The sequence below is a fragment of the Amycolatopsis saalfeldensis genome (genome assembly GCF_900110575.1).
Taxonomy (GTDB): domain Bacteria; phylum Actinomycetota; class Actinomycetes; order Mycobacteriales; family Pseudonocardiaceae; genus Amycolatopsis; species Amycolatopsis saalfeldensis.
Map to the genome: position 1 here is coordinate 36287 of NZ_FOEF01000028.1, position 22634 is coordinate 58920.

The 22634-nt window shown below is 68.3% G+C and carries 13 protein-coding genes; 2 read left to right on the forward strand and 11 right to left on the reverse strand.

Annotation, left to right across the window (positions count from 1 at the left end; translation table 11 throughout):
• Positions 1–9 precede the first annotated feature (9 nt).
• Positions 10–717 carry an HAD-IC family P-type ATPase gene (locus BMY97_RS49730; RefSeq protein ID WP_425425403.1) on the reverse strand — a complete coding sequence of 236 codons (708 nt, stop codon included), beginning with the start codon at positions 715–717 and terminating at the stop codon, positions 10–12.
• 30 nt (positions 718–747) lie between these two features.
• A complete protein-coding gene (locus tag BMY97_RS47465; protein ID WP_091628303.1) occupies positions 748–951 on the reverse strand; it encodes a hypothetical protein in 204 nt (67 codons plus the stop codon).
• Positions 952–1551: 600 nt separating this feature from the next.
• Here BMY97_RS47465 and BMY97_RS40560 point away from each other — a divergent pair.
• Positions 1552–2016 carry a DUF1579 family protein gene (locus BMY97_RS40560; protein WP_143086413.1) on the forward strand — a complete coding sequence of 155 codons (465 nt, stop codon included), beginning with the start codon at positions 1552–1554 and terminating at the stop codon, positions 2014–2016.
• A gap of 57 nt (positions 2017–2073) precedes the next feature.
• Here the strand turns inward: BMY97_RS40560 and BMY97_RS40565 are convergent, their stop codons facing one another.
• The 4 genes from BMY97_RS40565 to BMY97_RS40580 all read right to left on the reverse strand — a co-directional run bounded on the left by BMY97_RS40565 (position 2074) and on the right by BMY97_RS40580 (position 7841).
• Positions 2074–3261: a cytochrome P450 gene (locus tag BMY97_RS40565; protein ID WP_091628308.1), complete on the reverse strand. Its 1188-nt coding sequence runs from the start codon at positions 3259–3261 to the stop codon at positions 2074–2076.
• Positions 3262–3374: 113 nt separating this feature from the next.
• On the reverse strand, positions 3375–4913 hold the full coding sequence (locus tag BMY97_RS40570; RefSeq protein ID WP_091628310.1) for an FAD-dependent monooxygenase: 1539 nt from the start codon (positions 4911–4913) through the stop codon (positions 3375–3377).
• A gap of 253 nt (positions 4914–5166) precedes the next feature.
• Positions 5167–6339 (reverse strand): FAD-dependent monooxygenase, encoded by a 1173-nt coding sequence (locus BMY97_RS40575; RefSeq protein WP_091628311.1) that lies wholly within the window; start codon positions 6337–6339, stop codon positions 5167–5169.
• A 17-nt stretch (positions 6340–6356) separates the two neighbouring features.
• A complete protein-coding gene (locus BMY97_RS40580) occupies positions 6357–7841 on the reverse strand; it encodes an MFS transporter (protein WP_091628313.1) in 1485 nt (494 codons plus the stop codon).
• A gap of 140 nt (positions 7842–7981) precedes the next feature.
• On the opposite strand from BMY97_RS40580, the gene BMY97_RS40585 reads away from it, so the two are divergent.
• Positions 7982–8638: a TetR/AcrR family transcriptional regulator gene (locus BMY97_RS40585; RefSeq protein ID WP_091628314.1), complete on the forward strand. Its 657-nt coding sequence runs from the start codon at positions 7982–7984 to the stop codon at positions 8636–8638.
• Here the strand turns inward: BMY97_RS40585 and BMY97_RS40590 are convergent.
• The 5 genes from BMY97_RS40590 to BMY97_RS40610 all read right to left on the reverse strand — a co-directional run bounded on the left by BMY97_RS40590 (position 8571) and on the right by BMY97_RS40610 (position 22582).
• Positions 8571–11360 carry a helix-turn-helix transcriptional regulator gene (locus BMY97_RS40590; protein ID WP_091628316.1) on the reverse strand — a complete coding sequence of 930 codons (2790 nt, stop codon included), beginning with the start codon at positions 11358–11360 and terminating at the stop codon, positions 8571–8573. The genes BMY97_RS40585 and BMY97_RS40590 overlap by 68 nt on opposite strands.
• 154 nt (positions 11361–11514) lie before the next feature.
• The gene (locus BMY97_RS40595) at positions 11515–12219 is read right to left on the reverse strand and encodes a thioesterase II family protein (RefSeq protein WP_177231775.1); all 705 of its coding nucleotides are present in this window, start codon (positions 12217–12219) and stop codon (positions 11515–11517) included.
• Positions 12220–12284: 65 nt separating this feature from the next.
• Positions 12285–13841, reverse strand: a complete 1557-nt coding sequence (locus BMY97_RS40600; RefSeq protein ID WP_091628319.1) for a GMC family oxidoreductase — start codon at positions 13839–13841, stop codon at positions 12285–12287.
• On the reverse strand, positions 13838–18382 hold the full coding sequence (locus BMY97_RS40605; RefSeq protein WP_091628320.1) for a non-ribosomal peptide synthetase: 4545 nt from the start codon (positions 18380–18382) through the stop codon (positions 13838–13840). The genes BMY97_RS40600 and BMY97_RS40605 overlap by 4 nt, the downstream gene beginning before the upstream one ends.
• Before the next feature lie 36 nt (positions 18383–18418).
• Positions 18419–22582, reverse strand: coding sequence for a non-ribosomal peptide synthetase (locus BMY97_RS40610; protein WP_091628322.1), 4164 nt, complete (start codon positions 22580–22582; stop codon positions 18419–18421).
• Between the last annotated feature and the right edge of the window lie 52 nt (positions 22583–22634).

Sequence of the window (22634 nt, forward strand, 5' to 3'; positions counted from 1 at the left end):
AAGGGAATCTCAGCCGGCCGAGCGGAAGCCACGCAGGCGGATGCTGTTGCTGACCACGAAGACCGAGCTGAACGCCATCGCCGCACCGGCAATCATCGAGTTCAGCAGGCCCGCCGTGGCTAACGGCAGGGCGACGTTGCAGGCGAACGCCCAGAACAAGTTGCCCTTGATCGTCCGCAACGTCCGCCGCGGCAGCCGGATCGCGTCGACCGCGGCGCGCAGATCGCCGCGTACGAGGGTCCGGTCGGCCGCCGCGATCGCGGCGTCGGTGCCGGCGCCGGCGCCCATCACCAGCCCGAGGTCGGCCTGGGCCAAAGCGGCGGCGGCGTTCAGTCCATCGCCGGCCATCGCGATGACCTTGCCTTGGTCCTGCAGCCTGCGCACGGCGTCGACCTTGTCCCGCGGCAAGACCTCGGCGATGACCTCTTCAACGCCGGCCTCGGCCGCGAGTGCGGCCGGAGGCGGGTCGAAACCCCGGTCAGCACGGTCACCAGCAGGCGTGAAAGGGGCCAGGCGGCGAGGCCGCCGGTGAGCAGGCCGCCAGCGCCGAGCACAAGCACTTCGCCGAGCACGAACGAGCGCGGTCGGCGAGGAGTCACGCCGAGTGCACCGGCGATCGCGAAGGACCGGCGTCGTTCGGCGAGCCCGAGCCCGAGCCCGAGCGCGAGGGCCAGGGCCAGGGCCAGGCCGCCTGAGGCGGCGAGCACGAGGGCGAATCCGAGTTCGACTCGGGTCAGACCGGCGAGGTCAACCGCGGTGACACTGGAGCCGACGGGGGGTGCGCGTGTGCGCGATCTCGGTCAGGGTCGCGGCCGGACCGAGCCGGGTCTGGAGCTGGCGGACCACCGCGGTGGTCTTCTGTCCGCCGGTGTCGACCAGGAACACTCCGACGGCGTCGCTGCCAGTGCGTTGGGCGACATAGGCGGCGTTGGCGACGCCTGGTACCGGCACACATCACCCTGTCCATGCCCGCCGCCGCTTCCTCGCCGTCGCCACCCACACCGAACGCGACCGGGACGAAAAGGGCACAGCCGCCCAAATAGAGCGCCTGATCCCGTTGTCCTGCAATGAAATCTGCCCCTGGTCCGCTCTCACCGACCCTGCCCGCCCCGAAGCGCGCACCCATCACTGGTCACACTGGCGACGACGCCACCAAAACCCGCGCCAACCACAGCCATTGCCAGCGACAACGCGCCAAACATCCCCGACTGCGGCTGCCGTACCAGTCCCATCGGTCACAGACTTCGCCTCCCAGGTCGGGATAGCCGCCGGGCTCATACTCCTGACTCAGCGGCGCTCGCGCTGGCTCACGACACGACACCGCCCTGAATCCGCGCGGGAAGGCTTGATCAACTATCCATCCCGGCTCCGCACTCGACCGTTGAGAGCTCACAGTAGGGGGAATTAGGGGTTGAAGGTAACTCTCTGACCTGGTTAAAATCACATGAGCGGCAATTTTGCAAAATCAATAATCCCCTTGTCCGATTTTCACCGTCCGATCAGTCTCCGGCCGGTCGAGCATCGAGCGGTCGGACAACTCAGGAGTCCACGTTGACCACCGGCCTCAAACCAGACCAGATGAAAGAGCTAGATTTCCTGCTGGGAACTTGGAAGTGCGACGCGGAGGTCTCCATGCAAGGCCTACCTGCGAAAAGCCAGATGGTCGGTGTCATCCACCCGATTCACGACGGCAAATGGTACCAGTGGGATATCCAGTCCCTGGCACGAGCCGGGAGGACCACGTGGGTGGCCGGATGGAATCCCGCCGCCTCCAATTTCCAGGTCTACTTTTACGACAACCACGGACTCCATGGCAGCGAGGCGTCGGTGGGTTCGAGCTGGGAAAGCGGCAAGTTGAAATTCACCGGCACCATGTACACGCACGAGGGCAAGGTGGAAGTGATCGACGAGTTCACCCGCATCGACGAGAACAGCTTCCACGACGACTTCTACATTCGCGTAAACGACGAGTGGAAGCAGGTCGTCCACGGCGAGTGCTATCGCCTGGTCGTGTGACCATTCCTCGTTCTGGTGAAACCCGGCCGCTCGGTCCTGGTACCGAGCGGCCGGGTTTCACCAGGCGACCGGTAGGGACTGCACCCCGGAAGTGGCGGTGTTCTCCCGCATCGCCACAGCGCTGGGCGACACGGCCATGCGCAGTGACGGGAACTTCCGCAGCAACTCGGTGTAGCCGACCCTGAGTTCGGTCCGGGCCAGTTGCTGCCCCAGGCACTGGTGCACGCCGTGGCCGAAGGCCAGGTGGCCGCCCACCGGCCTGGCGAGGTCCAATTCGTCCGGGTTCGGGTGTCGCTCCGGATCGCGGTCGGCCACCGGCAGCGAGACGACCACGGTCTCCCCCGCCCCGACCGTCATCCCGTCCAGCTCCACGTCCTCCAGCGCGACACGCCGGACGCCGAGGTGGACGACCGATAGATAGCGCAGGAGTTCCTCGACCGCAGCCTCCACCAACGACGGGTCGGACCGCAGCAGCGCGAGCTGCTCGGGGTTGCGCAGCAACGCGTAGGTACCCAGGGTCAGCATGTTCGCGGTGGTCTCGTGGCCGGCGACGAGCAGCAGCAGCGCGATGTTGACGATCTCCAGGTCGGTGAGGCCTTCCTCTCGCGCCAGCACACTGATCATGTCGTCCGTGGGGCCGGCGCGTTTGGCCGCCGCGAGTTCGGCGAGGTACCCGCGAAGCGCGGACATCGCACCGGCAAACGCCTCACGGGAGATGTCCAGGGCGACCATGGTCGACGAGTGACCCTGGAAGAACTCGTGGTCGGCGTACGGAACGCCGAGGAGCTCACAGATGACCGTGGAGGGGATCGGCAGCGCGAATTCCTTGACCAGGTCCACCGGTGGCCCCAGTCGCCTCATCGCATCCAGACGTTCCCGGGTGATCTGTTCCACCCTCGTCGTCAGGTGCTTCATCCGCCGAACCGTGAAGTGCGCGGTCATCAGGCGCCGGTAGCGGGTGTGCTCGGGCGGATCCATCCTGGCGAAGAAGCCGGGCTGCGCCGGTTCCTCCGGCCGCGGAGAGGAACCACGGCTGATCAGTTCGTGCCTCAGCTCCTGCCGCACGCTGAACCGGCGATCGGCCAGTACCTTCCTAGCCGTCGAGTAGCCGGTCACGAGCCAGCCGGCGTGACCGTCCGGAAAGGACAGGCGGTGCACCGGTTCGTCCCTGATCCGCAGCAGCTCCGGTGGTGGGTCGAAGGGGTTGTCGCGCCTGGTCGGCAACGATGCCAGCGGCTCGCCCATGTCGGATGCTCCTGTCTGTTTCGTGGGTCCTGCGGCGCGGGACTGCGGGCGGTGCCACATCGGCGGATCCCAATCGCCGGAGCGCGTGTGGCGGTTTCGTCATTCCCAGCAACTCAGTCAGCGCGACCCCGCCGGAGCGCGGTGCTCAGCCACCGGTCGAGGACATCGGGAGACGCCTGCCCACGCCAGCCGAGGTGGGCGTCGGGGCGTACCAGCATCGTGTCCCCCTTGGGGGTCTGACCGGAGATCAGCGTGGTCGTGCCGTGTTCGCCGAGGTGTTTGACCGTGACCGCGGTGTGCTCATCCCCCATCTCCTGGCCGGAGACCACCAGCGCCCACTTGTTGCCGAGTTCGGCGTGCAAGCCGGTTCGCCCACCATCTTCGGCGCGCACGCACTCGATGTCCGGAACCCGGTCGCCGGGCCGCGGCCCCTTACCGGACAACCACTTCCGTGCCCGATGGCCCAGCGGGCCATCCTGGTAGGACACTTTCAGCTGGGAGACGTTCTCCCAGACGAGCCGTTGCATCGTCGCCCTGTTCATCAACGGGATGATGACTCGGTCACGCAGCAGGCGGGCGAAGAAGTGGTCCCCGAGGAGCAGGTTGCTGATCGCACCGGTCGACTTGAGCACCTTCGCCGCGATGGGCCGTCGTTCGGCTTCGTAGCTGTCCAACAGTGCGTGTTCGGCCGAGCCGTTGACGACCATGGCGAGTTTCCAGGCGAGGTTCTCGGCGTCGCCGATACCGGTGTTCATTCCCTGGCCACCGAACGGGCTGTGGATGTGGGCGGCGTCGCCGGCCAGCAGGATCCTGCCGTCGCGGTACGTGTCGGCCAGCCTCCGGTGGATCCGGAACGACGTGACCCACTCGGGCGAGCGAATCAGCGACCGGTGATAGCCGGTACGTTCCTCCGCCATGCGTGTGATGTCGGCGAGGACCGCCTCTTGGGTCGCCCGGTCGGTCTCGGTCCCGGGGTCGGCGGTCGGCGCCATCAGCCGCCACAAGTCCGGTCCCGGGAGTGGGAAGGCCCCGAACACGTTGTCGCCCTCGAGCCACGCGTAGATCGAATTCCGGGCCAGAGGGAGATCCGCGTGGACGTCGACGAGCAGGAAACGCTCCGCGAGCGGCACGCCGGGGAAACCGATGCCGGCGAGTTGACGTACGCGGCTGTGCGCCCCGTCGCAACCCACGAGCCACGCGACGCGTTTCTCGTCTCCATCCGCGAAAGTCACCAGCACACCGTGCGGATCCTGTTCAGCCGCAACCACTTCGCGGCCCCACTCGACGTGCCCGCCCAGTTCGACGACGCGTCGACGCAGCGCTGCTTCGACTTCCGCCTGCGAGATCACCAGGCCGGGTCTCGTGACCAGCGCCGTGCGCTGTCCGACGCGGATACTGGCCGCTTGCTCGCCGTTGAGGTGCACGACGATCCGCTCGACCTGCAGAGAGCGCTCGGCTAAGTCACTCAGCGCGCCGAGGCGCTCCACCACCTCGATCCCTCTCGGCTGGAGACCCAACGCACGCGACGTCCCGGCGGGTTCAGCCGCTCTGTCCACGACGCGAACGGTGACGCCGCTCGCGAGCAGTCCGCACGCAAGGGTCAGTCCGGTAGGGCCGGCGCCGGCGATCAGCACCTCGGGTTCGGGTTCCATCAGGACGCTCCTTTTGACCGGATCACGACTACCGCACGCACTCGGCTGCCCGTCGTCTGCGCCACCAGACGTAGCCGAGCGCTCCGACGACCAGGTGGGCTGCACCGAGGACGATCAGTGCGATACCGGCACCGGGACTGATCCACAGGTGCACGGCCGCGCCCGTCAGAACGACCAGGACCGTGATCACCGCCAGCGAGTGGCGTGCCCGCCCAGGTTTGCGCACCTGTCGCCCTCCAGAGTCGGATCGAGCTCAATGCCTGCCGTCGAGCTGGAAGTGCCGCCGCACCAGGTGACGCACCGGCGGGAACGAGACCATCCGCATCACCAGGTTGCGTGCGAAGACGTGGAAACGGCTTCCCGGCGCGTGTGCCGCGGTGTTACGCCTGCCCATCTTCTGGAGACGCTCGATGTCGGGACGGAGCTTCGCCTCCCAAGTATCAAGGGCGGCGGTGATGTCATCGCCGGCGCGGTCGAGCTCCGTGGCGAGCAGGTCCGCGCCGCCCACCGCCAGGGACGCGCCGTACCCGCCGAACAGGCTGACACACCACGCCGCGTCGCCGATCAGGACGACTCGCCCGTCACTCCACCGATCGGTCACCACCTGGCACACGCTGTCGAAGTAGAGCGAATCCGACGTGGTCACGAGATCCAGCAGATCCGGCACCGCCCAGCCGAGATCACCGAACCTGTCGACGACCGCCCGCGGTCCCTTCGCCAGCTCGGCGTCCGGGTCGCGCGTTCCGTAGGTGAAGAACGCCGCGGTGCGATCCGGGCCCAGATTGGTGATCGCGAGCGTGCGACCGGTCGAGGTGAGCGTGGTGGTCGTTCCGGATCGGGTTCCCGCGGGCATTGTCTCCAGCGGAATGGCCGCGACGATGTGGTTCAGGTCCCGACGGAACCGGTGCTCCGGTCCGAAGACAAGCTGGCGCACCTTCGAGTGCACGCCGTCAGCACCGATGAGCAGGTCCGCGTGCTCGGTCGCGCCGTCGCTGAGTCCGACGCGGACACCGGTACCGTCCTTGGTGATGGAGTCGATCGTGGTGCCGAAGCGGATCTCGACCTCCCGCCGGACCTCGTCGTACAGCACGGTCTCGATGTCACCGCGCAGCAGGGTGAGGTTGCGCTCATCGAGGATCGATTCCAGGGTCGACCTCGCCACCGAAAAGTGCCGGCGTCCGTCGGGCTTGACGTAGTCAAGGCGCGGGACTCCGGTGTGCCGTTGGCGAAGGCCCGGCAACACACCCATCCGCTCCGCTGCTTCGTAGCCGAGCCCGAAGAAGTTGAGCACGTAACCCGCCCCGCGCGGGTGCGGCGCCCGCTCCAGCACGAGCGGTTCCCAGCCGATCTGCCGCAGTCGCAGTGCCGTGGCCAGGCCCGCTATTCCCGCACCGACGATCACGGCCCGCTTGGGCACGCTGGTCATGTGGTCCCGGTATCCCTTCAGCTGTCCAACTCGGCCTTCTGGAGCGCGATCACGTCGACCTTCCCGCCACGCCCGTCCTCGCGGAACAGGAAGAGCGCCACGATCGCGGTGACCACCATCAGTGCCGCAGCCGCGATGAAGGCAAAGACGAAGCCGTCCACCAGCGCCTCGGACCCGGCTCGACCGGCTGTCTTCGACGTGGCCACAGTGGACAGCGCCGCGAGACCGAGCGCACCACCGACCTGAAGGCTGACGTTGAGCATGGCCGACGCGATACCGGTGTGCGCCTGGGGAACACCGGTCAGCGCCGCGACTGTGGAGGGCACCACCATGATCGCGAAGCCCAGCGCCACCACCACCGACGGCGCGATGACACTCCACATCAGCGATCCATCGGGAGTGATTTGGGTGAACCACAGCAGTCCGGCAGCGGCGACAAGTGCCCCGCCGAACAAGACGAATCTGATGCCGATGCGCTGCACCAGCATCGGACCGACGCCCGAGGCGACCACGAGGATCAGTGTGAGTGGCAGGTAGGCCAAGCCGGTCTTGAGCGCGGAGTAGCCCAGCACCTGCTGCTGGTAAAGCGTGGCGAAGTAGAACAGCGCGAACATAGCGGCACCGCGCAGGGCGGTGACGATGTTCGCCCCGGCCAGCGACCGCTCCCGAAACAGCGAGAACGTGACGAGCGGCTCGCGCGCAATCCGCGTTTCGTGAACGACGAAGTAGCTGAGCAGCAGGACAGCGGCGATCAGGACGACGACTGTCCTGGCGCTGCCCCAGCCGCCCGTGCTCGCGCTGAGCACGCCATAGGCGAGAAGTCCCACGCCGGCCGTGGAGGTTACTGCGCCGACGAAGTCGAAGCGCTGGTGCCGGCGGGCAGGTCGGTCTGGGCGCAGGTTGCGCAACGCCGCGACGAACAGGACCGCCGCGATGGGCACGTTGATCAGGAAGATCCAACGCCAGCCGGGGCCGTTCACCAGCAGCCCGCCCAGGACCAGACCGAGCGCACTGCTGAGGCCATAGGCCGCCCCCCACAGGACGAAGGCCCGGTCCCGCCCCTTGCCCACCGGGAAGTGCGACGCGATCAAAGCGAGGGTCATCGGAGCGATGAGCGCGGCCGCCAAACCCTGCACCGCGCGTGCGCCGACGAGCAGGCCCGCGTCCCGGGTCAGCCCGGCGACCAGCGAGGTCACCACGAACAGCGCCAACCCGCCCAGGAAAACCTTGCGGCGCCCCAACAGATCGCCGGCACGTCCGCCGAGCAGCAGGAACCCGCCGAAGGTCACCATGTAGGCGTTGACGATCCAGGACAGCGTGTCCGGAGAGAACCCCAGCTGGTGCCCGATCGACGGCAGAGCGACATTGACCACCGTGACGTCGATGCCGTCGAGAACCTGGGCCGCGCACAGGACGGCGAGGACGACGGTGTGCTTGGCCGTCCAGACGAACGGTTCGACCTCAGCGGATGGCTCGTGCTCGCGGTTGTCAGCCCTCGACATCCTGGCTTGCCTCTCCTCTTAGCTTCATCACACAAGTATGAACACTGCGCTCATAGTGTATGAGTGCGTGTTCATACCTGGCAAGTCCAGGACATACCGCGAGGTCGCAGGCCGACTCGGGAACGTCTAGATTGGTTCCCATGTCACCCCGTGGAGTCGCGATCACCGATCTCCGGCACCACCTCTTCCGGGCCGCCGAGCGCGTGCTGGCCCGGGAGGGGCCGGGCGGCCTCACCGGCCGAGCCATCACCCGGGAAGCAGGGTGCGCGACGGGGTTGCTTTACAACCATTTCGGCAGTCTCGACGACTTCCTCACCGAATTCGCCGTCGAACGGGCACGACTGGCGGCACGGGGAGCCGAGGAACTGCCCGCTCGGGCCGGCACCGGCACGGTCGCCGGCAACCTCACCGAGGCGGCCTTGGCACTGCCGGTGTCGGACCTGCCCGCGCTCGCCGCCCTCATGGCGTCGAGGCCGGCTCTGGCGCCCCGGGTACGCGAGGCGCTCGAAGCCGGCGCACCGGGGCTCGACGAGATAGAGAAGGCGTTCGGCAGGTACCTCGACGTAGAGAAGGCCCTGGGGCGGATCGCGGCGGACCTGGACACCGAGGCGTTCGCACTCGCCCTCGTCGGCACGGTCCACCACCTTTTGCACCGGTACTCGCCCGGCGGTCTGGCCCCCGCAGGGAAGGTGCGTCGGGTGGTGGCGGCGCTGGCCGCGAGGATGGCGCCTACGGACGGGGACCGGACGGTTCCAGGCGCAACTCCAGAGGCAGTTCCGCCCGGCCCGCCACGTTGAGTTTCCGGTATGCCTTGGTCAGGTGCTGTTCCACGGTGCTGATCGTCACGTGAAGCCGGTTGGCGATCTGCTGATTGGTCAATCCTTTGGAGGCCAGAGCCGCCACCTTGCGCTCCGCCGCGCTGAGGTCTCCGGGAACACGGGGTCCAGGTAACTCGTGCGGCGCGAGGTGACCCGCTTCCGGCGGCAGCGCGCGCAGCAGGTTCACCGCGCCGCACTCCTTGGCGAGTTCACGCGCACTGCGCGCGGCTTTCGACGCGAGCCGGTGGTCGTGACGGGCGTAGTGGGCCTGACTGAGGTCCGCGTATGCCAGGGCCGCCTCGAGCCGGTCGCCACTGTCCTGGAGCACGTCGATAGCCTCCCGAAGCACTGCCGGCCGGTCCACGACGTCCTCTGTCAACGCACGTACGCGCAGAGAGATCCCCCTCGCCCGCGAGTTGCCGGGTGCCAGCCGGACCACCTGTTCATCGACGAGTCGCCTTGCCTGGTCCGACTGCCCCAAACCGAGGTAGGCCATCGCGGAGTCGCTGCGCCACGGCACGAGCGCGGGCGCGTCCACATTCCATGAGGTCATGAGCTCACCGCAGGCCGTGAAGTCGCCCAGGGCAGCGTGGAAGTGGTTGTTCGCCAGCAGGTGCCTGCCGCGGGCATGCAGGTAGTGCAGGGCGAACGGCGTCTTGAACATGACGTCCGGCACCGGCATGCTCAGGTACGAGTTCGCCGCCGCGAGATCGCCGGTAGCGGTGGCTGCCAGCAAGGCGCCGGCCAACGGCAGTCCGACCCCGACACCCCAGCTCGCCGCGGGGATGACCGTCAGCGCACGGTGCGCCTGAGCGCTCGCCGCTTCCAGCCGTCCCTGCCGGAAGTTGATGACCGACCCGAGCGCCGCCAGCAGACCGTGCCACGTCGTCATCCGGCGGACCGCGGCCTCCTCGAGGAAGCTGTCGCACCATGACCTCGCACAACTCAATCGGTCGCTGTAGATCATCGCCACCAGTGCCGAGGTGATCGACACCGGGGTCATGTCGTCCATCCGCGAACTGTGCAGGATCTGCTCGGCCTGGATGAGGACCTTCTCCGCGTGGGCGCTGTCGTGCATATGGGCCACCAGCGACGCGCTCTTCAGCGGTTGCGGGGCCGAGAGCAGCGGAGCGCCCTGGTGCGCCTCGTCCGCGACCGCGGGGTGCGCGGCACCTGGGTACAGGTGGCCGACCCAGAACCGGAGTGTCCGGATGTCGACCGCGTCCGGGGGACCCGCGTCCTCGCCGGACTGGGCCCGTTGCACGTCTTCGAGCATGTCGAGCGCATCGGTGATGCGACCGTGCCAGAGCAGGTAGGCGAACAGCTTGACAATGCCCTGCCCGCCGAGCTGGTGCGCTTTGAAGGCGACGCGAAGGGCCGGGATGTGCCTCACTACCGAAGCCGGATCGAGTTGCCACTCAACCCACGCCAGGGCGGACCTGGTCGCGACGTCCAGTCGCCCACCGGCGGTGGACCGGTTGGCCAGTCTGAGGAAGCCGATGGCCGAACGCGGTTCCCCAGCGGAAAGCACCTGTCCCGCGGCCTCGTGCAGGACTCGGACCATCGAGGCGCTCGGCACGACGTCCGCGGCGAGCAACTGCTCGGCGACGGCGAAGACCGGGGCGCCGTACTCGTGCAACGTGGTCGCGGCACGGGCGTGCAGCGACGTTCGCTGTTCGGCCGGGATCCCGTACAGCACCACCTCTCGCATCGCCTCGTGGCGGAAACACCATCCGTTGAGCAGACCGGCATCCCGCAACGCGGTCAGTGCGTCCGCGACGAGCACATCGGAGAGGCCCAGCACCTTGCCCAGCACCATCGTCGACGCCTGGTCGCCGACGATCGCCAGACCGCGGGCGACCAATTGGACCGAGGCCTCGGACCGCACCACGCAGTTCTCGATCGCCCTCCGGAACGCGTCACCCACGGGGAGGGTCCCCTCCGACGCGGTACCAGCCGCCGCACAGTCCTCGGCGAGAGCCCATACCAGAAGCGGGTTGCCGCCAGTGACCGAGTGGCACACCGAAACCAGCGCATCGCCGGTGTCCTGGCCGAGTTCGTCGGCCAGGAAGCGCGCGATCCCCCGTTCGGACAGCGGCGCCAGCTCGATGAGCCGGGAGCGCAACTCGTGCAGCAACTCTTCACGAAGAACCGGTTTCGCCTGCCGAGCGGACGCGCGTTCACCGAGCAGCACGAGGATCCGCGCCGACCTCAACCGCCGGAGGAGGTACAGCAGGCACTGTTGCGACGCCGGATCGAGGTTGTGCGCGTCGTCGATGATCAGCACGACGGGTCGATCGATCGCCAAGTCACGCAGCACTTCCCACATCCGGGTGTGCCAACGACCGCGTGCCACCGCAGCCTCGCCGCCGGCGACCCGGGACTGATCGGAATGCCAGATCGTGTTGAGTCCCTCGTCGAGCAGTTCGGCAACGCGCTCGGCGAATTCAGCGGGCAGGCTGGTATCCCTGAGCAACTGGTCTATCGCACCCAGCGGATCCGCGTGTTCGACCCGGGACGCCGCAGCATGTAGGATATGCGCACCCGCAGAACGCGTACGCAGCTCGACCGCTTCCAGAAACACGGTCTTACCACTGCCCATAGGCCCACTGATCAAGGCGACATTGCTGCGACCGGAGGAACAATTCCGGAATAGTTGATCAATGACGGCCAGCTCTTCATCGCGTTCGACCAGGCCCACACTTCCCCCCGTGTCACCGACCCCCGACCCCTACAGGATCCACCCCCATCGAGGCCGAGCATACCCCTAAAGTGTGTTACTGGCCAACAGGTGTGGTTCGACGGTGTCCACGACCCAACCTGGCCGAAGCACTACCGATCCCCTTAGACGATGATCACCGCCCTCCCGACGCCGCCCGGATGTCCGCAGCGACAACGGGCAATACGTCACCGATCGATTCAGCTACGAAGAAATGCCCGCCCGGAATCATTCTCACGACCGCCCCAGCCGTGGTGTGCCGTTTCCATCCGTCAAGTTCTTCAAAGCTCGTAGAATGGTCTCCTATACCACCGAGAATGGTGATCGGGCAATCCAGGGGCGGTTCCTCACGGCAAGTGTAGGTTTCCACCATCGTATAGTCGGCGCGCAAAGTCGGCAGGATCGAGGACAACGCCGACGGGTTGTTCAGGAGTTCGACCGGGGTTCCGCTCAGCTCCTTGAGCTTGGCGACGAACTCGGACGCCGGCGCTCCGGGAGCGAGACCCTCGCGCGGGGGCACGTGGGGAGCGGGGTTGCCGGACACCACCAGGCACGTCGGCTCGGCCTGGCACAGCCGTCGCGCGGCCCGGCACGCCTCGAACGCGACCAACGCGCCCAGGCTGTGCCCGAACCACGCGTACGGGCGGTCGATCCACGGCCTGATCGCCGCCATCAGTGCGGGAACGAGATCGTCGACACTGGTGAAAGGGATTTCCCCGCGCCTCGTCTCCCGGCCAGGCAGCCGGATCGCGATCACCTCGATCTCGGGCGCCAGATACTGTGCCCACTGCCGGAACACGGTCGCGCCCCCACCGGCGTGGGGCAGGCAGAACAACCGCAACCGGGCACCTGGCACGCGCCGCCACCGCACGCACCAGGAATCCGACCCCTCGCTGGGCGCGGTGTTCAAGCTTTGCCGGACTCGGCCATCCATTCGGCCACCCTTTCCGCGAGCATGATGCAGGTGAGATTGGTCGGCGCGCTGGGGATCGACGGCATCACCGATGCGTCGGTGATCCACAGACCCTCCACTTGGTGCACCCGGCAGCATTGGTCGACCACGGCCAGGTCGTCGGTTTCCGGCCCCATTCGCGCGGTTCCCGACGGGTGCAGCGTGGGCGCGGCGAACGTTTCGACCATCCTGCGCAAGGTCGAATCGTCCTCGACCATTCGGTCGGTCCACACGACCAGGTGCTTCAGCAGTTCGGCGACCCGCGACGACCTGACCACCGCCCACGCGAGCCGCGCGCCGCACATCAGCGATTCCACGTCGCCCGGATTCGTGACGAGCCTGAGCACGATCGTCGGATCGGCGTCCGCCTCGGTCAGGAAAACTTCCCCTCGCGACGCGGGTGAAACCAGCATCGCGGACAACGAAACGGCCTTCTCCTCCGCCACCATCTGGCCCAGGGCCGGAACGGCCGAGGTGGACACGTTGTTCGCCAGGAACAAGTTGAGGTCCGGATGCCCGCCAGCTCCGGATGCCACCCTAGCCATCGCCTCGTGCCAGGGCTCCCCGTCCTGGCAGACCCCCGGATTGGGCACCGCCCACATCGCCACCGCCACGTGGTCGGCGAGGTTGCGCCCGACGCCGGGGAGATGGGCAGTCTGCCGGATTCCCAACCGCCGCAACCGTTCGGCGTCGCCGATTCCCGACCTGAGCAGGATGGCGGGCGTGTTTACGGCCCCGGCAGACAGGACGACCCGGCCTGCGAGTACCTCGTGGAGCCTGCCGTTCGACACCACCTCGACGCCGGTCACCCGCCGGCCGTTCCGTACGAGTGCGACCGCTCGACAACCTGTCCGGACGGTGAGGTTCGGGCGATCCACCGCCGAGGCCAGGTACGTGGCCGCGGTGGACATCCTCGTGTTGCCCCTGGCGTTGCTCGGTACCAGCCCCACCCCGGTGCCCGGCCCGCCGTTGAGGTCGGGCACCTCGAGCAAGCCGTTGTCCGCGCAGGCGCGGAGGAACGCGGAAGTGATCACACTGAGCTCGTCGTGGTGCGGACGCCTGATCGGGATCGGTCCACCCACCCCGTGGCCCGGAGCGCCGGCACCCGGGTCGTCCTCGATCCGGACGAAGTAGGGCTGCACGTGCTCCCAGGCCCAGAGCGGGTTGCCCGCGTCCGCCCAGCCGTCGAAGTCGGCGGGCAAGCCGCGCAACGCGATCGCACCGTTGACGGCGGAGGAACCCCCGAGGACCTTGCCGACGGGGTAGGGATACCGCCGACCTCGCCCGGCACGCGAGCCGACGTGTGCCGAATAGTCCCAGTTGTAGCCGGTCACGACCGGCGTCCCGAGCGTGTCCGGCTCATCGCCGGGCGGAATCCCGCCGCTGCCCGCCTCGATCAGGAGTACCTGGCGTTCGGGATCTTCCGAGAGCCGCGCGGCGAGGACAGCCCCGGCGGACCCGGCGCCCACGATCACGTCATCCCAGCCGCCTCGCGGCGCGAAGGAAGTCACTCCCTCACCGCTCCATCGACTTTTTGCAGCACCGCGGCGAACCCCGCGATCGTCGGGTTGTCGAACAGCATCCGCAGTCCGTCGTCGGCACCCTGCTGTATCCCGAGTTCGTCGTTGAGCCGGCCGAAAATACGCACGGCGTGCAGCGAATCACCACCCAATTCGAAGAAGTCGTCCTCGACGCCGAAGTCGTCGCGTTCGAGTGCCTCGCACCAGATCTCGAAGACCTTGTGCTCGACAGGATCGCGCGGCGGCACGGGTTCCGCCGCCCGGACGTTGTCCCACGGCGAGGGCAGCGCGTTGCGGTCGACTTTGCCGTTGGCGGTCAGAGGCACCCGGTCGATGAGCAGGTAGTGCTGCGGGACCAGGTAGCCGGGCAGCTCGCTCTCCAGAGCCGCTCGTAACCGCCCCGGCTCCACACCGGTGTGCTCCCCCGGCGCTCCGGCTAGCAGGACCCGCTGGTCGAGGTCCTCCGCCGGCACCTCGTCACCGGGGAGGGCGGTGAATCCCACGAACCCCGAGGAGTCGAGGTGCCGCTGCCACTCGGCGACGGACAACAACGGCAGCTCATGCTTTCCCTGGTGGTAGGTCAACCCTTCGATGAATCCGACGGTGACGGCTTGGAAAGGCGAGTTCACCGTGCTCTCTATCAGCACCAGCACTCCGCCCGGGGTGAGCAGTGAGCGGAGGTGGCCGAGGGTGCGATCGAGATCCTTGGCGTCGTGCAGGACATTCGCGGCGAGGATGACGTCGGCCGTTCCCGGCTCGAAACCCTGCCCGGCAGGCGGCTCGTCGATGTCGAACCGGCTGCAGCTGACGAACGGGTAAACGGAAAACTCCCGTTTCGCCCGCTCGGTGAAGTAGGTCGAGACGTCGGTGAAGCGGTAGCGGACCCGATCTGCCGGCAGACCCGCCAGCACCTGCGTCGTCGTCGCCCCCGTCCCCGCACCCACTTCGACGACGCGCACCGGGCTGGTGCCGCCGATGCCGTCCACTACGGCTCGGACGACCGACGCGGCGACCTGGTTCTGCAGCCGGGACACGGGATTGTCCGCGTACAGGGCGCTGGTGACCCGGTCGCTTCCGCTCGGCATCAGGAGTTCCAGCGGGCTCATCTCGCCGCGCAGCAGTTCGACCTGGTTGTCGGCACAGTTCCCGAAGTACTCCAGGAGGGTCCGCAGTGCTCCCTCGACACGGAGTACGCCGAGTCCGGACCGGATGCGGTCGTCCAGTTCACCGGGGTCAAGCGGAGTGTCGCAGGTGTACTCGTCCGGAGCACCGGTCGGGCTGAGGAAGCCGGTCGCCGCCATCGTGGCCATCCACCGCCGGACCAGAGCGAGGTACCCGGGCTTGAGCCCGCAGCGCTGGACGATCTGCCCGGCGGTCGCCGTGCGTGCGGGAGCGGTGAACTCGCCCAACCGGGATAATGTCCGTGCCATGATCAGCGGGCTCAGGCGTTCCGTGGCCTGGCCGAGATCCCGGTACGCCGACAGCTGTTCGGCGTCCTCGTCCATCCCGCGGCGGAACCGGACCTGCCCCGCCTCGGCGACCTCGTGCCAGGGGATCGACAGGGGCTCGGCTTCCGGCCCTTCGGCGTCGCCGGCGGTCACCACGTGCGCGACCAGCTGGCGCCTGCCCGTCGTGGGGTTGGTGTCGACGCCGACCAGGGCTTCCCCCACACCGGGCTGCCGGCGCAGGACCGAGGCGATCTCGCCCAGCTCGATCCGGTAACCGTTGATCTTGACTTGGAAGTCCTCCCGGCCGAGGAACTCGATGTCCCCACCCGGCAGGTAACGGCCGAGGTCACCGGTCCGATACAGGCGTTCGCCGGTCCGCGGATGGACGACGAACCGTTCGCCGGTCCGTTCCGGGTCCGCCCAGTATCCCCTGGCCACTCCGGCCCCGCCGAGGTAGATCTCCCCGATCGCCCACACCGGACAGGGCTCCAGCGCTTCGTCGTACACGTGCAGCCGCTGATTGGCGAGCGGCGTGCCGTACGGAATGCTCGTCCAGTGCCCGGGGACTTCGCCGATCGGGTAGTGCACTGACCAGATGGACCCCTCGGTGGCTCCCCCGAGACTGATCACCGATGCCCGTGGGTGGGCCGCTCGGATCGCGTCCGGAAGGCCGACCGGGATCCAGTCCCCGCTGAGCATGACCAGGCGCACAGCTGAACCGTCGAACGCGGCGGCAGTCCCGCTCGCGTCGACCCACGCCTGCATCAAGGCCGGCACCGAGTTCCAGATCGTGACGCCGTGCCGGCGGACAAGGTCGGTCCAGTGCGCTGGGTCCTGCGCCCGTCGGGGCGACAGGCACACCATCGTCCCGCCGGCGGCGAGGACGCCGAAGATGTCGTACACCGAGAGGTCGAAACTCAACGCGGACACGGCGAGCATCCGGTCCGCGGGGCCGACGTCGAAGCGGCTATTGATGTCCTGGACGGTGTTGGCGGCCATGCGGTGATCGATGGCGACCCCCTTCGGGCGTCCGGTCGATCCGGACGTGAAGATCACGTACGCGAGGTCGTCCGGCGAAGGCTCGGGCAGCGGTGCCCGGGCTCCGGGTACATCACCGTCTTCGAGCGTGACGACCTCGACGCCGTCCGGCCAGACCAGGTCGTCACGGAGGCGTGGGGACGTAACCACGATGGCGGCACCACCTTGGGCGAGGAGCTCATTCCGCCTCGCCTCCGGCCAGTCGGGGTCGATCGGCAGGTACGCGGCTCCCGACCGGACGACGCCGAGGACCGCCGCGACCTGCTCGGTCGACCTCTCCAGCACCACCCCCACCAGGGTGTTGGCGGCGGCGCCGACGGAGACCAGCCGACGGGCCAGCTTCTCGCTCGTCCCGGACAGCTCGCGGTACGTGACCGCTCCCGACTCGTCGACCGCCGCCGTCGCGTCCGGTTGCAGCCGCGCCCTCTCCTCGATGAGCGAGTCGAGCGTCCGCGCGGGGATGTCGCTCGCGGTGTCGTTGACCCGTTCCCGCTCCTCCGCCTGCCAGGACGGCAGCGTGACCAGCGGCCGCGCCCGGTCCCAGGCCGCAGGGTCCGCGCTCAGCCGGGCGAGGATGTCCTGGTAACTGGCGAACATGTCGTCGAGCATGCCGTCAGGGAACAACGCCTCCACGGCGTCCCAGTCTAGGTAGAGGTCGCCGAGTTCCTCGGTGACCTGGTGGTCCAGCCAGACCTGCGGAGTCTGGCTCAACGCGTGCACGAACTCACCGAAGAATCGCATTCCCTCAGCCGAGTCGTCCTCTTCCGAGGAGAGCACGAGCGCGCTGGTGAACACGACCGGCATGGTGGCCGCGGGTCCGCCGCCCACCCGCCGGGCGCGCTCGCGCAGCACCCGGACACCGCTGAAGGACGCGTGTTCGAGGTCACGCATCAACTGCTGCTGGACCCGCTGAGCGCGAACCACGAACGCGTCCTCCGGCTCGGCGTGCACGGCGAGCATCGTCACCGAGGTGAAGTCACCGACGACCTCGCCGATCCTCGGGTGCATGGGCGGGCGGTTGAACAGGGTCAGGTTGAGGGTGAAGTCCGGCTGCTTGGACCACTTGCGCAGGACGTCCGAATACGCGGTCATCAGAACCACGGACGGTGTCAGCCCCCGGCTCTTGGCGATCGCCTTGATCTCGCGCCACTCCTCCCTCCGTATCCGGGTGCGGCGGCGGGTGAACCGCATCTCAGCCACCTGTGAGGGCTGGGTCGCCAACGGGAGTTCAGGCGGTGGCAGCAGGTCGTCGAGCCGGTCGCGCCAGTAGCGCTCCGCGGCACGGTACCGCTCCGTATCCCGGAGTTCCTCCCCCGCCACGACGTAGTCCCGGTAGGTCACCGGCAGGGACGGGAGGACCGCGTCCGGCTCCTCGTAGTACCGGCGCCAGTCCTGGAACACCAGGTAGAGACTGGCAGCATCCATGATCAACACGTCGAGGCTGATGTGCAGCCGGAGCCTGCGGTCGTCCAGCCGGCTGGCGCGGATGTCGAACAAGGGCCACCGGTCGGCGGGCAGCACCTGGTGGTCCATCTCCGCCCGGGCCTGTTCGATTGCCGCGTCCTGCTTCGCCGGTACCAGCCCACGCAGGTCGTTGACGACGAGGTCGTACGGTGGCACGTCGGGCAGAACCCGCTGCCGGCCGTCCGGCTGCACAATCGCCCGCAGCATGTCGTGGCGCGCGATCACTGCGCGCAGGCTCTCCTGGAGACGCGCGGTGTCGAGGTCATCGCCGGCCAGTTCGAAGTAGAAGTGCGTGGCGACACCTCCCAGTTCGACCGCCGGGTTGCGACCGACCCAGTACGCGTGCTGGATGTCGGTCAGTGGGAAGGGCTCGTAGCGCTCGCCGGGTCGAGGCTTGATCTCCGGCAGCTCGTCGCCGCCGGTCCGGCGGAGCAACGCGATCAGGTCGTCACGCCGCGAACGCAGTTCGTCGCGCAGTTGCGGGGTGAGCGAGCCGGGTGGTGCGAGCACGTCGAGACGACCGTCGACCAGCCGCAACTTGATGCCGCGGTGGTGCAGGTCGTGAAGCAGGTCTTGCGCCATGTCGGGTTCCCCTCTGCCGTTGGCGGCCTGTCCTGGTCAGTTGCCCGACCGGTGCCGGCGCAGGTGGTCTTCGATCGTTGCGGCCACGCCGGCCACGCCGGGGTCGCTCAGCAGCGTGTGGTGGGTGCCCGGTACCGCGATCGCGGTGACCGTCCCGGTGCTCACCGAACCCCAGCCCCAGTCCGGTGAATCGGCGTACGGGTGGTCGGCGAACTCGCCGACCCTGCCGTCCTGAGCCCGCAGGACCAGCACGTCGGCGTTGATCCGGGGCGCCCGGTAGCGGTTGCACGCCCGCACGACGCCGCGGAAGACCGCGAAGGTCTCGGCCAGTCCGGTGTGCTCGACGTCCGGGAAGCCGCTGCCACGGGCGAGGTCCAGCACGCGGGCCAGCCGGTCGTCGTCACCAAGCGTCGCCAGGTCCCGTTTTCGGGCGTCAGTCAGCAGACCCGGGTCGAAGCCGACGTCCAGGTCCTCCAGGAACCACAGGACGGTTTGCATGTCGTCGATGGATCGGGAGGCCAGCGGCGCCGGGGAGTCGATCACCACCAGCCGCTCGACCAGCTCGCCCCGTTGTTCGAGCCGGTGTGCCAATTCGACCGCGATCACGGCACCCGACGACCAGCCGCCCAGCAGGTACGGACCGCTCGGCTGGACGTCGAGCAGCGCCTGGAGGTACTCGTCGGCGAAGCCCTCGATCTCCTCCCACGGCCTGCGGCCGACCGCCGGGCCAGGGGCCTGGAATGCTCGGACCGGCCGGTCGACCAGCTCGGTGAGCCGCCGGTAGCACAGCACGTTGCCGCCCGCCGGGTGCACGAGGAAGGCCGGCCGGCCGGCGGCCTCCTGCCGGAGCGTGACCAGGGGCGACCAGTCGTCCCGTGCCGAGTCCAGCCACGTCGCGAGCTCGGCGACGGTGCGGCGACGGAGTAGCTCACCCAGGGGGACCCGCCTGCCGGTTCGCTGGGTGAGCAATCCGACGACCCGGAGCGCGGCAAAGGACTGGCCACCGAGTTCGAAGAAGTCGTCGTCGGCACCGACCGCCTCGACCGAGAGGACTTCCTGCCAGATAGCGGCAAGCATCTCCTCGGTCGCGGTCCGGGGCTCGACCCGCCGGCCCGCGCCCTGCTGGCCGGCGGGCTCCAGAGTCTCCAACGCCCGGCGGTCCAGTTTGCCGTTGCCGGTCAACGGCAGGTGGTCCAGCACGGTGAGGTAGCTGGGGACCATGTAGGCGGGCAGCCGCTCCGCCAGGAACGCGCGCAGTTCGGGGATCGCCGGGGCCCGGTCCCGGCCGACGACGAACGCGGCCAACTGCTTGCCCGACGCCGTATCGCGGGCCACGACCACCGCGCGACCCACGTCCCGGTGGTCCAGGAGCGCCTGCTCGATCTCGCCGGGTTCGACGCGGAAACCCTGGATCTTGACCTGGAAGTCCGATCGGCCGAGGAACTCGATGTCCCCGCTGGGCAGGTACCGCCCCAGGTCGCCGGTGCGATACAGCCTCTCCCCGGCGCGGGGGTGCGACACGAACGCGGCACCGGTCCGCTCCGGGTCGTTGAAGTAGCCGAGAGCGACGCCGGCGCCCCCGATGTGCAGGTGGCCCGGCACCCAGGTCGGCGCGTCCCTGCCCGTCTCGTCCAGGATGTGCCAGGACTGGTTGGCCAGCGGCCTGCCGTAGGGGATGCTCGTCCACCCCGGCTCCCGGCGCTCGATCGGGAAGCAGATCGACCAGATCGATCCCTCCGTCGCGCCGCCCAGACTGATCACCTTCGCGTTCGGGGCGACCGCCTTGATCCGCTCCGGCAGGTTCACGGGTATCCAGTCGCCGCTCAGCAGCACCGTGCGCAATGAGGGCAACTCAAGCGACGAGGACTCCGCTTCGTCAACGGCGAGCTGCATGATCGCCGGCACCGAATTCCAGACGGTCACCTCGTGCGCGCGCACCAGACCGACCCAGGACGCCGGTGTGGTCTGCGCGGGAGAGGGCAGCACGAGCGTCGCACCCGCGACGACCGCTCCGAACAGGTCGTACACCGAGAGGTCGAAGCACAGCGACGAGATGCCGAACAGCACGTCGCCCGGACCGACCCCGAACCGGCGGTTGATGTCGGCGATCGTGTTGGCGGGCCCGCGGTGATCGAGCATCGCGCCCTTGGGTTTGCCTGTCGATCCAGAGGTGTAGATGACGTAGGCGAGGTCGCCTGGCTCCCGTTCCGCCGGGCCGGGCTCGGCTCCCGCCGGTGCCTCGTCCGGGTGCTCCACCGTCAGCACGGGGATGTCAAGGTCCGCCAACGCGCCGCCGGTCTCCACATCGGTCAGCACTGCCACGGCCTTGGTGTCGCCGATCAGGTAGCGAATACGGTCGTGCGGCCATGCGGGATCGATGGGCACGTACGCACCGCCGGCGGTCAGCGCGCCGAATACGGCCACCGCTTGCTGCCACCCCTTCGGCAACATGACCGCCACCATGTCCCCCGGCCGGCAGCCCTCGGCTCGCAGCCGCACCGCGAGCTGGTTAGCGGCACGGTGCAGGGCGTCGTAGGACAGGGCGCCGTCGTGGGTGATCACTGCCGGTTTGGCACCGTGGGCCGCCGCCTGCCGCGGCAGCGGGTCGTGCAGCAGTACCGTCGTCAGCTCTGAGCCGGGCCGATTCAACTCGTCACGCTGGTCCCGCTGGGAGGCCGGCAGCAGGTCGAACGCCTTTTGCCGCCAGGCGCTATCGCCCTGTGCCAGCAACGACAGGGCCGTATTGAACCCCGCGAGCATGCCGTCCATCAGACCGGCCGGGAACATGGCCTCGATGACGTCCCAGACGACCCAGAGGCTGCCGTCGCGCTGCTCCCAGAACTCGCAGTCCAGCAGGACCTGCGGCGTCTCCAGCACGCTGTAGACCGGGCGGTCCGCTTGCCCCACGAACAACGCGCTGCCGACGGCGAACGGGCACACGGCACGCCCCGGTGTTTTCCGCACCTGGTTCAGGGTCTGCAACACCTTGACCCCGCTCCAGTAGACGTGCTGCATGTCGGCCAGCACCTGGTTCTGCAACCGGCGGACCCGCTCGTGGAACGGTTCGTCGTGCCGCCAGTCGACCTCCAGGGGGTACAACGAGGAGAAGTTCCCGAGAACCTCCCGGATCTGCGGATGCAGCGGCAACCGGTGGGTCATCATGTTGTTGAGCAGGAAGTGCCTGGACCCGCTCCAGTAAGCGATCACCTCCGCATAGATCCCGCACAGCACGTTGGTCGGCGTCAGCCCGAACTTCCGCGCCGCCGCCTTCACCGCATCCCACTGCTCGGCGGGGAACACGATCTCCCGCCGCTCCAGCCGAGAGCGTCCGCGGGAGTCCGCCCCCGGGGCCAACGGCAGGTTCGGCGCGCTCGGCCAGTCGGCCATCCGGTCGCACCAGTATTTCCGGGAAGCCCGTCCCAGAGCCGACTCCTCGAGTTCGGCAAGCGCCGTGACACAGTCGCGGTAGCTCAGCTCCAGCTCCGGCAGGACCAAGTCCGGATCGTGGTATAGCCGGAGAACCGTACCGAGCAGCCCCCCGGTCGCCGGCGCGTCGGTGAAGAAGTTGTTGTTGTTGTAGTGCAGGCGGGCTCGACCACCTGCGTAGAGGCAGACGTGCATCGTCAGCCACGGCCACCGGTCCAGCGGAAGTTCCGCGCGGCACATAGCGGCGCGCACGCGTTCGATCTCCCGTTGTGCCTCGTCGTCGGGCAGGTGCCGCAGGTCGGTAACCGGCACGCGGACGGGCGACGGGTCCCGGACGGTCTGGAGCATCATGTCGTCCCGGACGACCACGAGGTTCGCCCGCTGCCGCCGGATCGCCCGGTTCAGCGCGTTCTCGAAGCGCACCGGGTCCAGGTCGTCGAAGTCCATCTCCATGTATTGGTGCGGCCGGACGTGGTACTCCAGTCCTTCCCGGCTGCCGATGAGGAATGACATCTGCAGATCCGAAGGGGAGAACGGCTGGTGAAGGCCGTCGCCGTCAGGCACGATCACCGGCAGTTCGGCCGGTTCCTCGGGATCGCTCCGCTGGGCGGTCAGCCATTCGACGATCTCCGCCTTCTGCCGCATGATGGCGGCCCGCAGTTCGTCGGCCAACTGTCCTCTGGGTGCGGTCACCTCGAGTCGATCGTCGCCGACGAGCCGCAGCTTGACGCCGGCCTGCGCCAGCTCGGTCAACAAGGGCGTGACCGTTGTCATGACTTCCCCCACAGAGCCGGCCTCGAACGATGTACCCGTGTGCGGTAGCTGA

Excerpts from the sequence above, each read along its gene's own strand:
- BMY97_RS40605 (WP_091628320.1), bottom strand. The coding sequence starts at position 18,382 with ATGGCGCAAGACCTGCTTCACGACCTGCACCACCGCGGCATCAAGTTG.
- BMY97_RS40575 (WP_091628311.1), bottom strand. The coding sequence starts at position 6,339 with ATGACCAGCGTGCCCAAGCGGGCCGTGATCGTCGGTGCGGGAATAGCG.
- BMY97_RS40570 (WP_091628310.1), bottom strand. The coding sequence starts at position 4,913 with ATGGAACCCGAACCCGAGGTGCTGATCGCCGGCGCCGGCCCTACCGGA.
- BMY97_RS40565 (WP_091628308.1), bottom strand. The coding sequence starts at position 3,261 with ATGGGCGAGCCGCTGGCATCGTTGCCGACCAGGCGCGACAACCCCTTC.
- BMY97_RS40610 (WP_091628322.1), bottom strand. The coding sequence starts at position 22,582 with ATGACAACGGTCACGCCCTTGTTGACCGAGCTGGCGCAGGCCGGCGTC.
- BMY97_RS40585 (WP_091628314.1), top strand. The coding sequence starts at position 7,982 with ATGTCACCCCGTGGAGTCGCGATCACCGATCTCCGGCACCACCTCTTC.
- BMY97_RS40580 (WP_091628313.1), bottom strand. The coding sequence starts at position 7,841 with ATGTCGAGGGCTGACAACCGCGAGCACGAGCCATCCGCTGAGGTCGAA.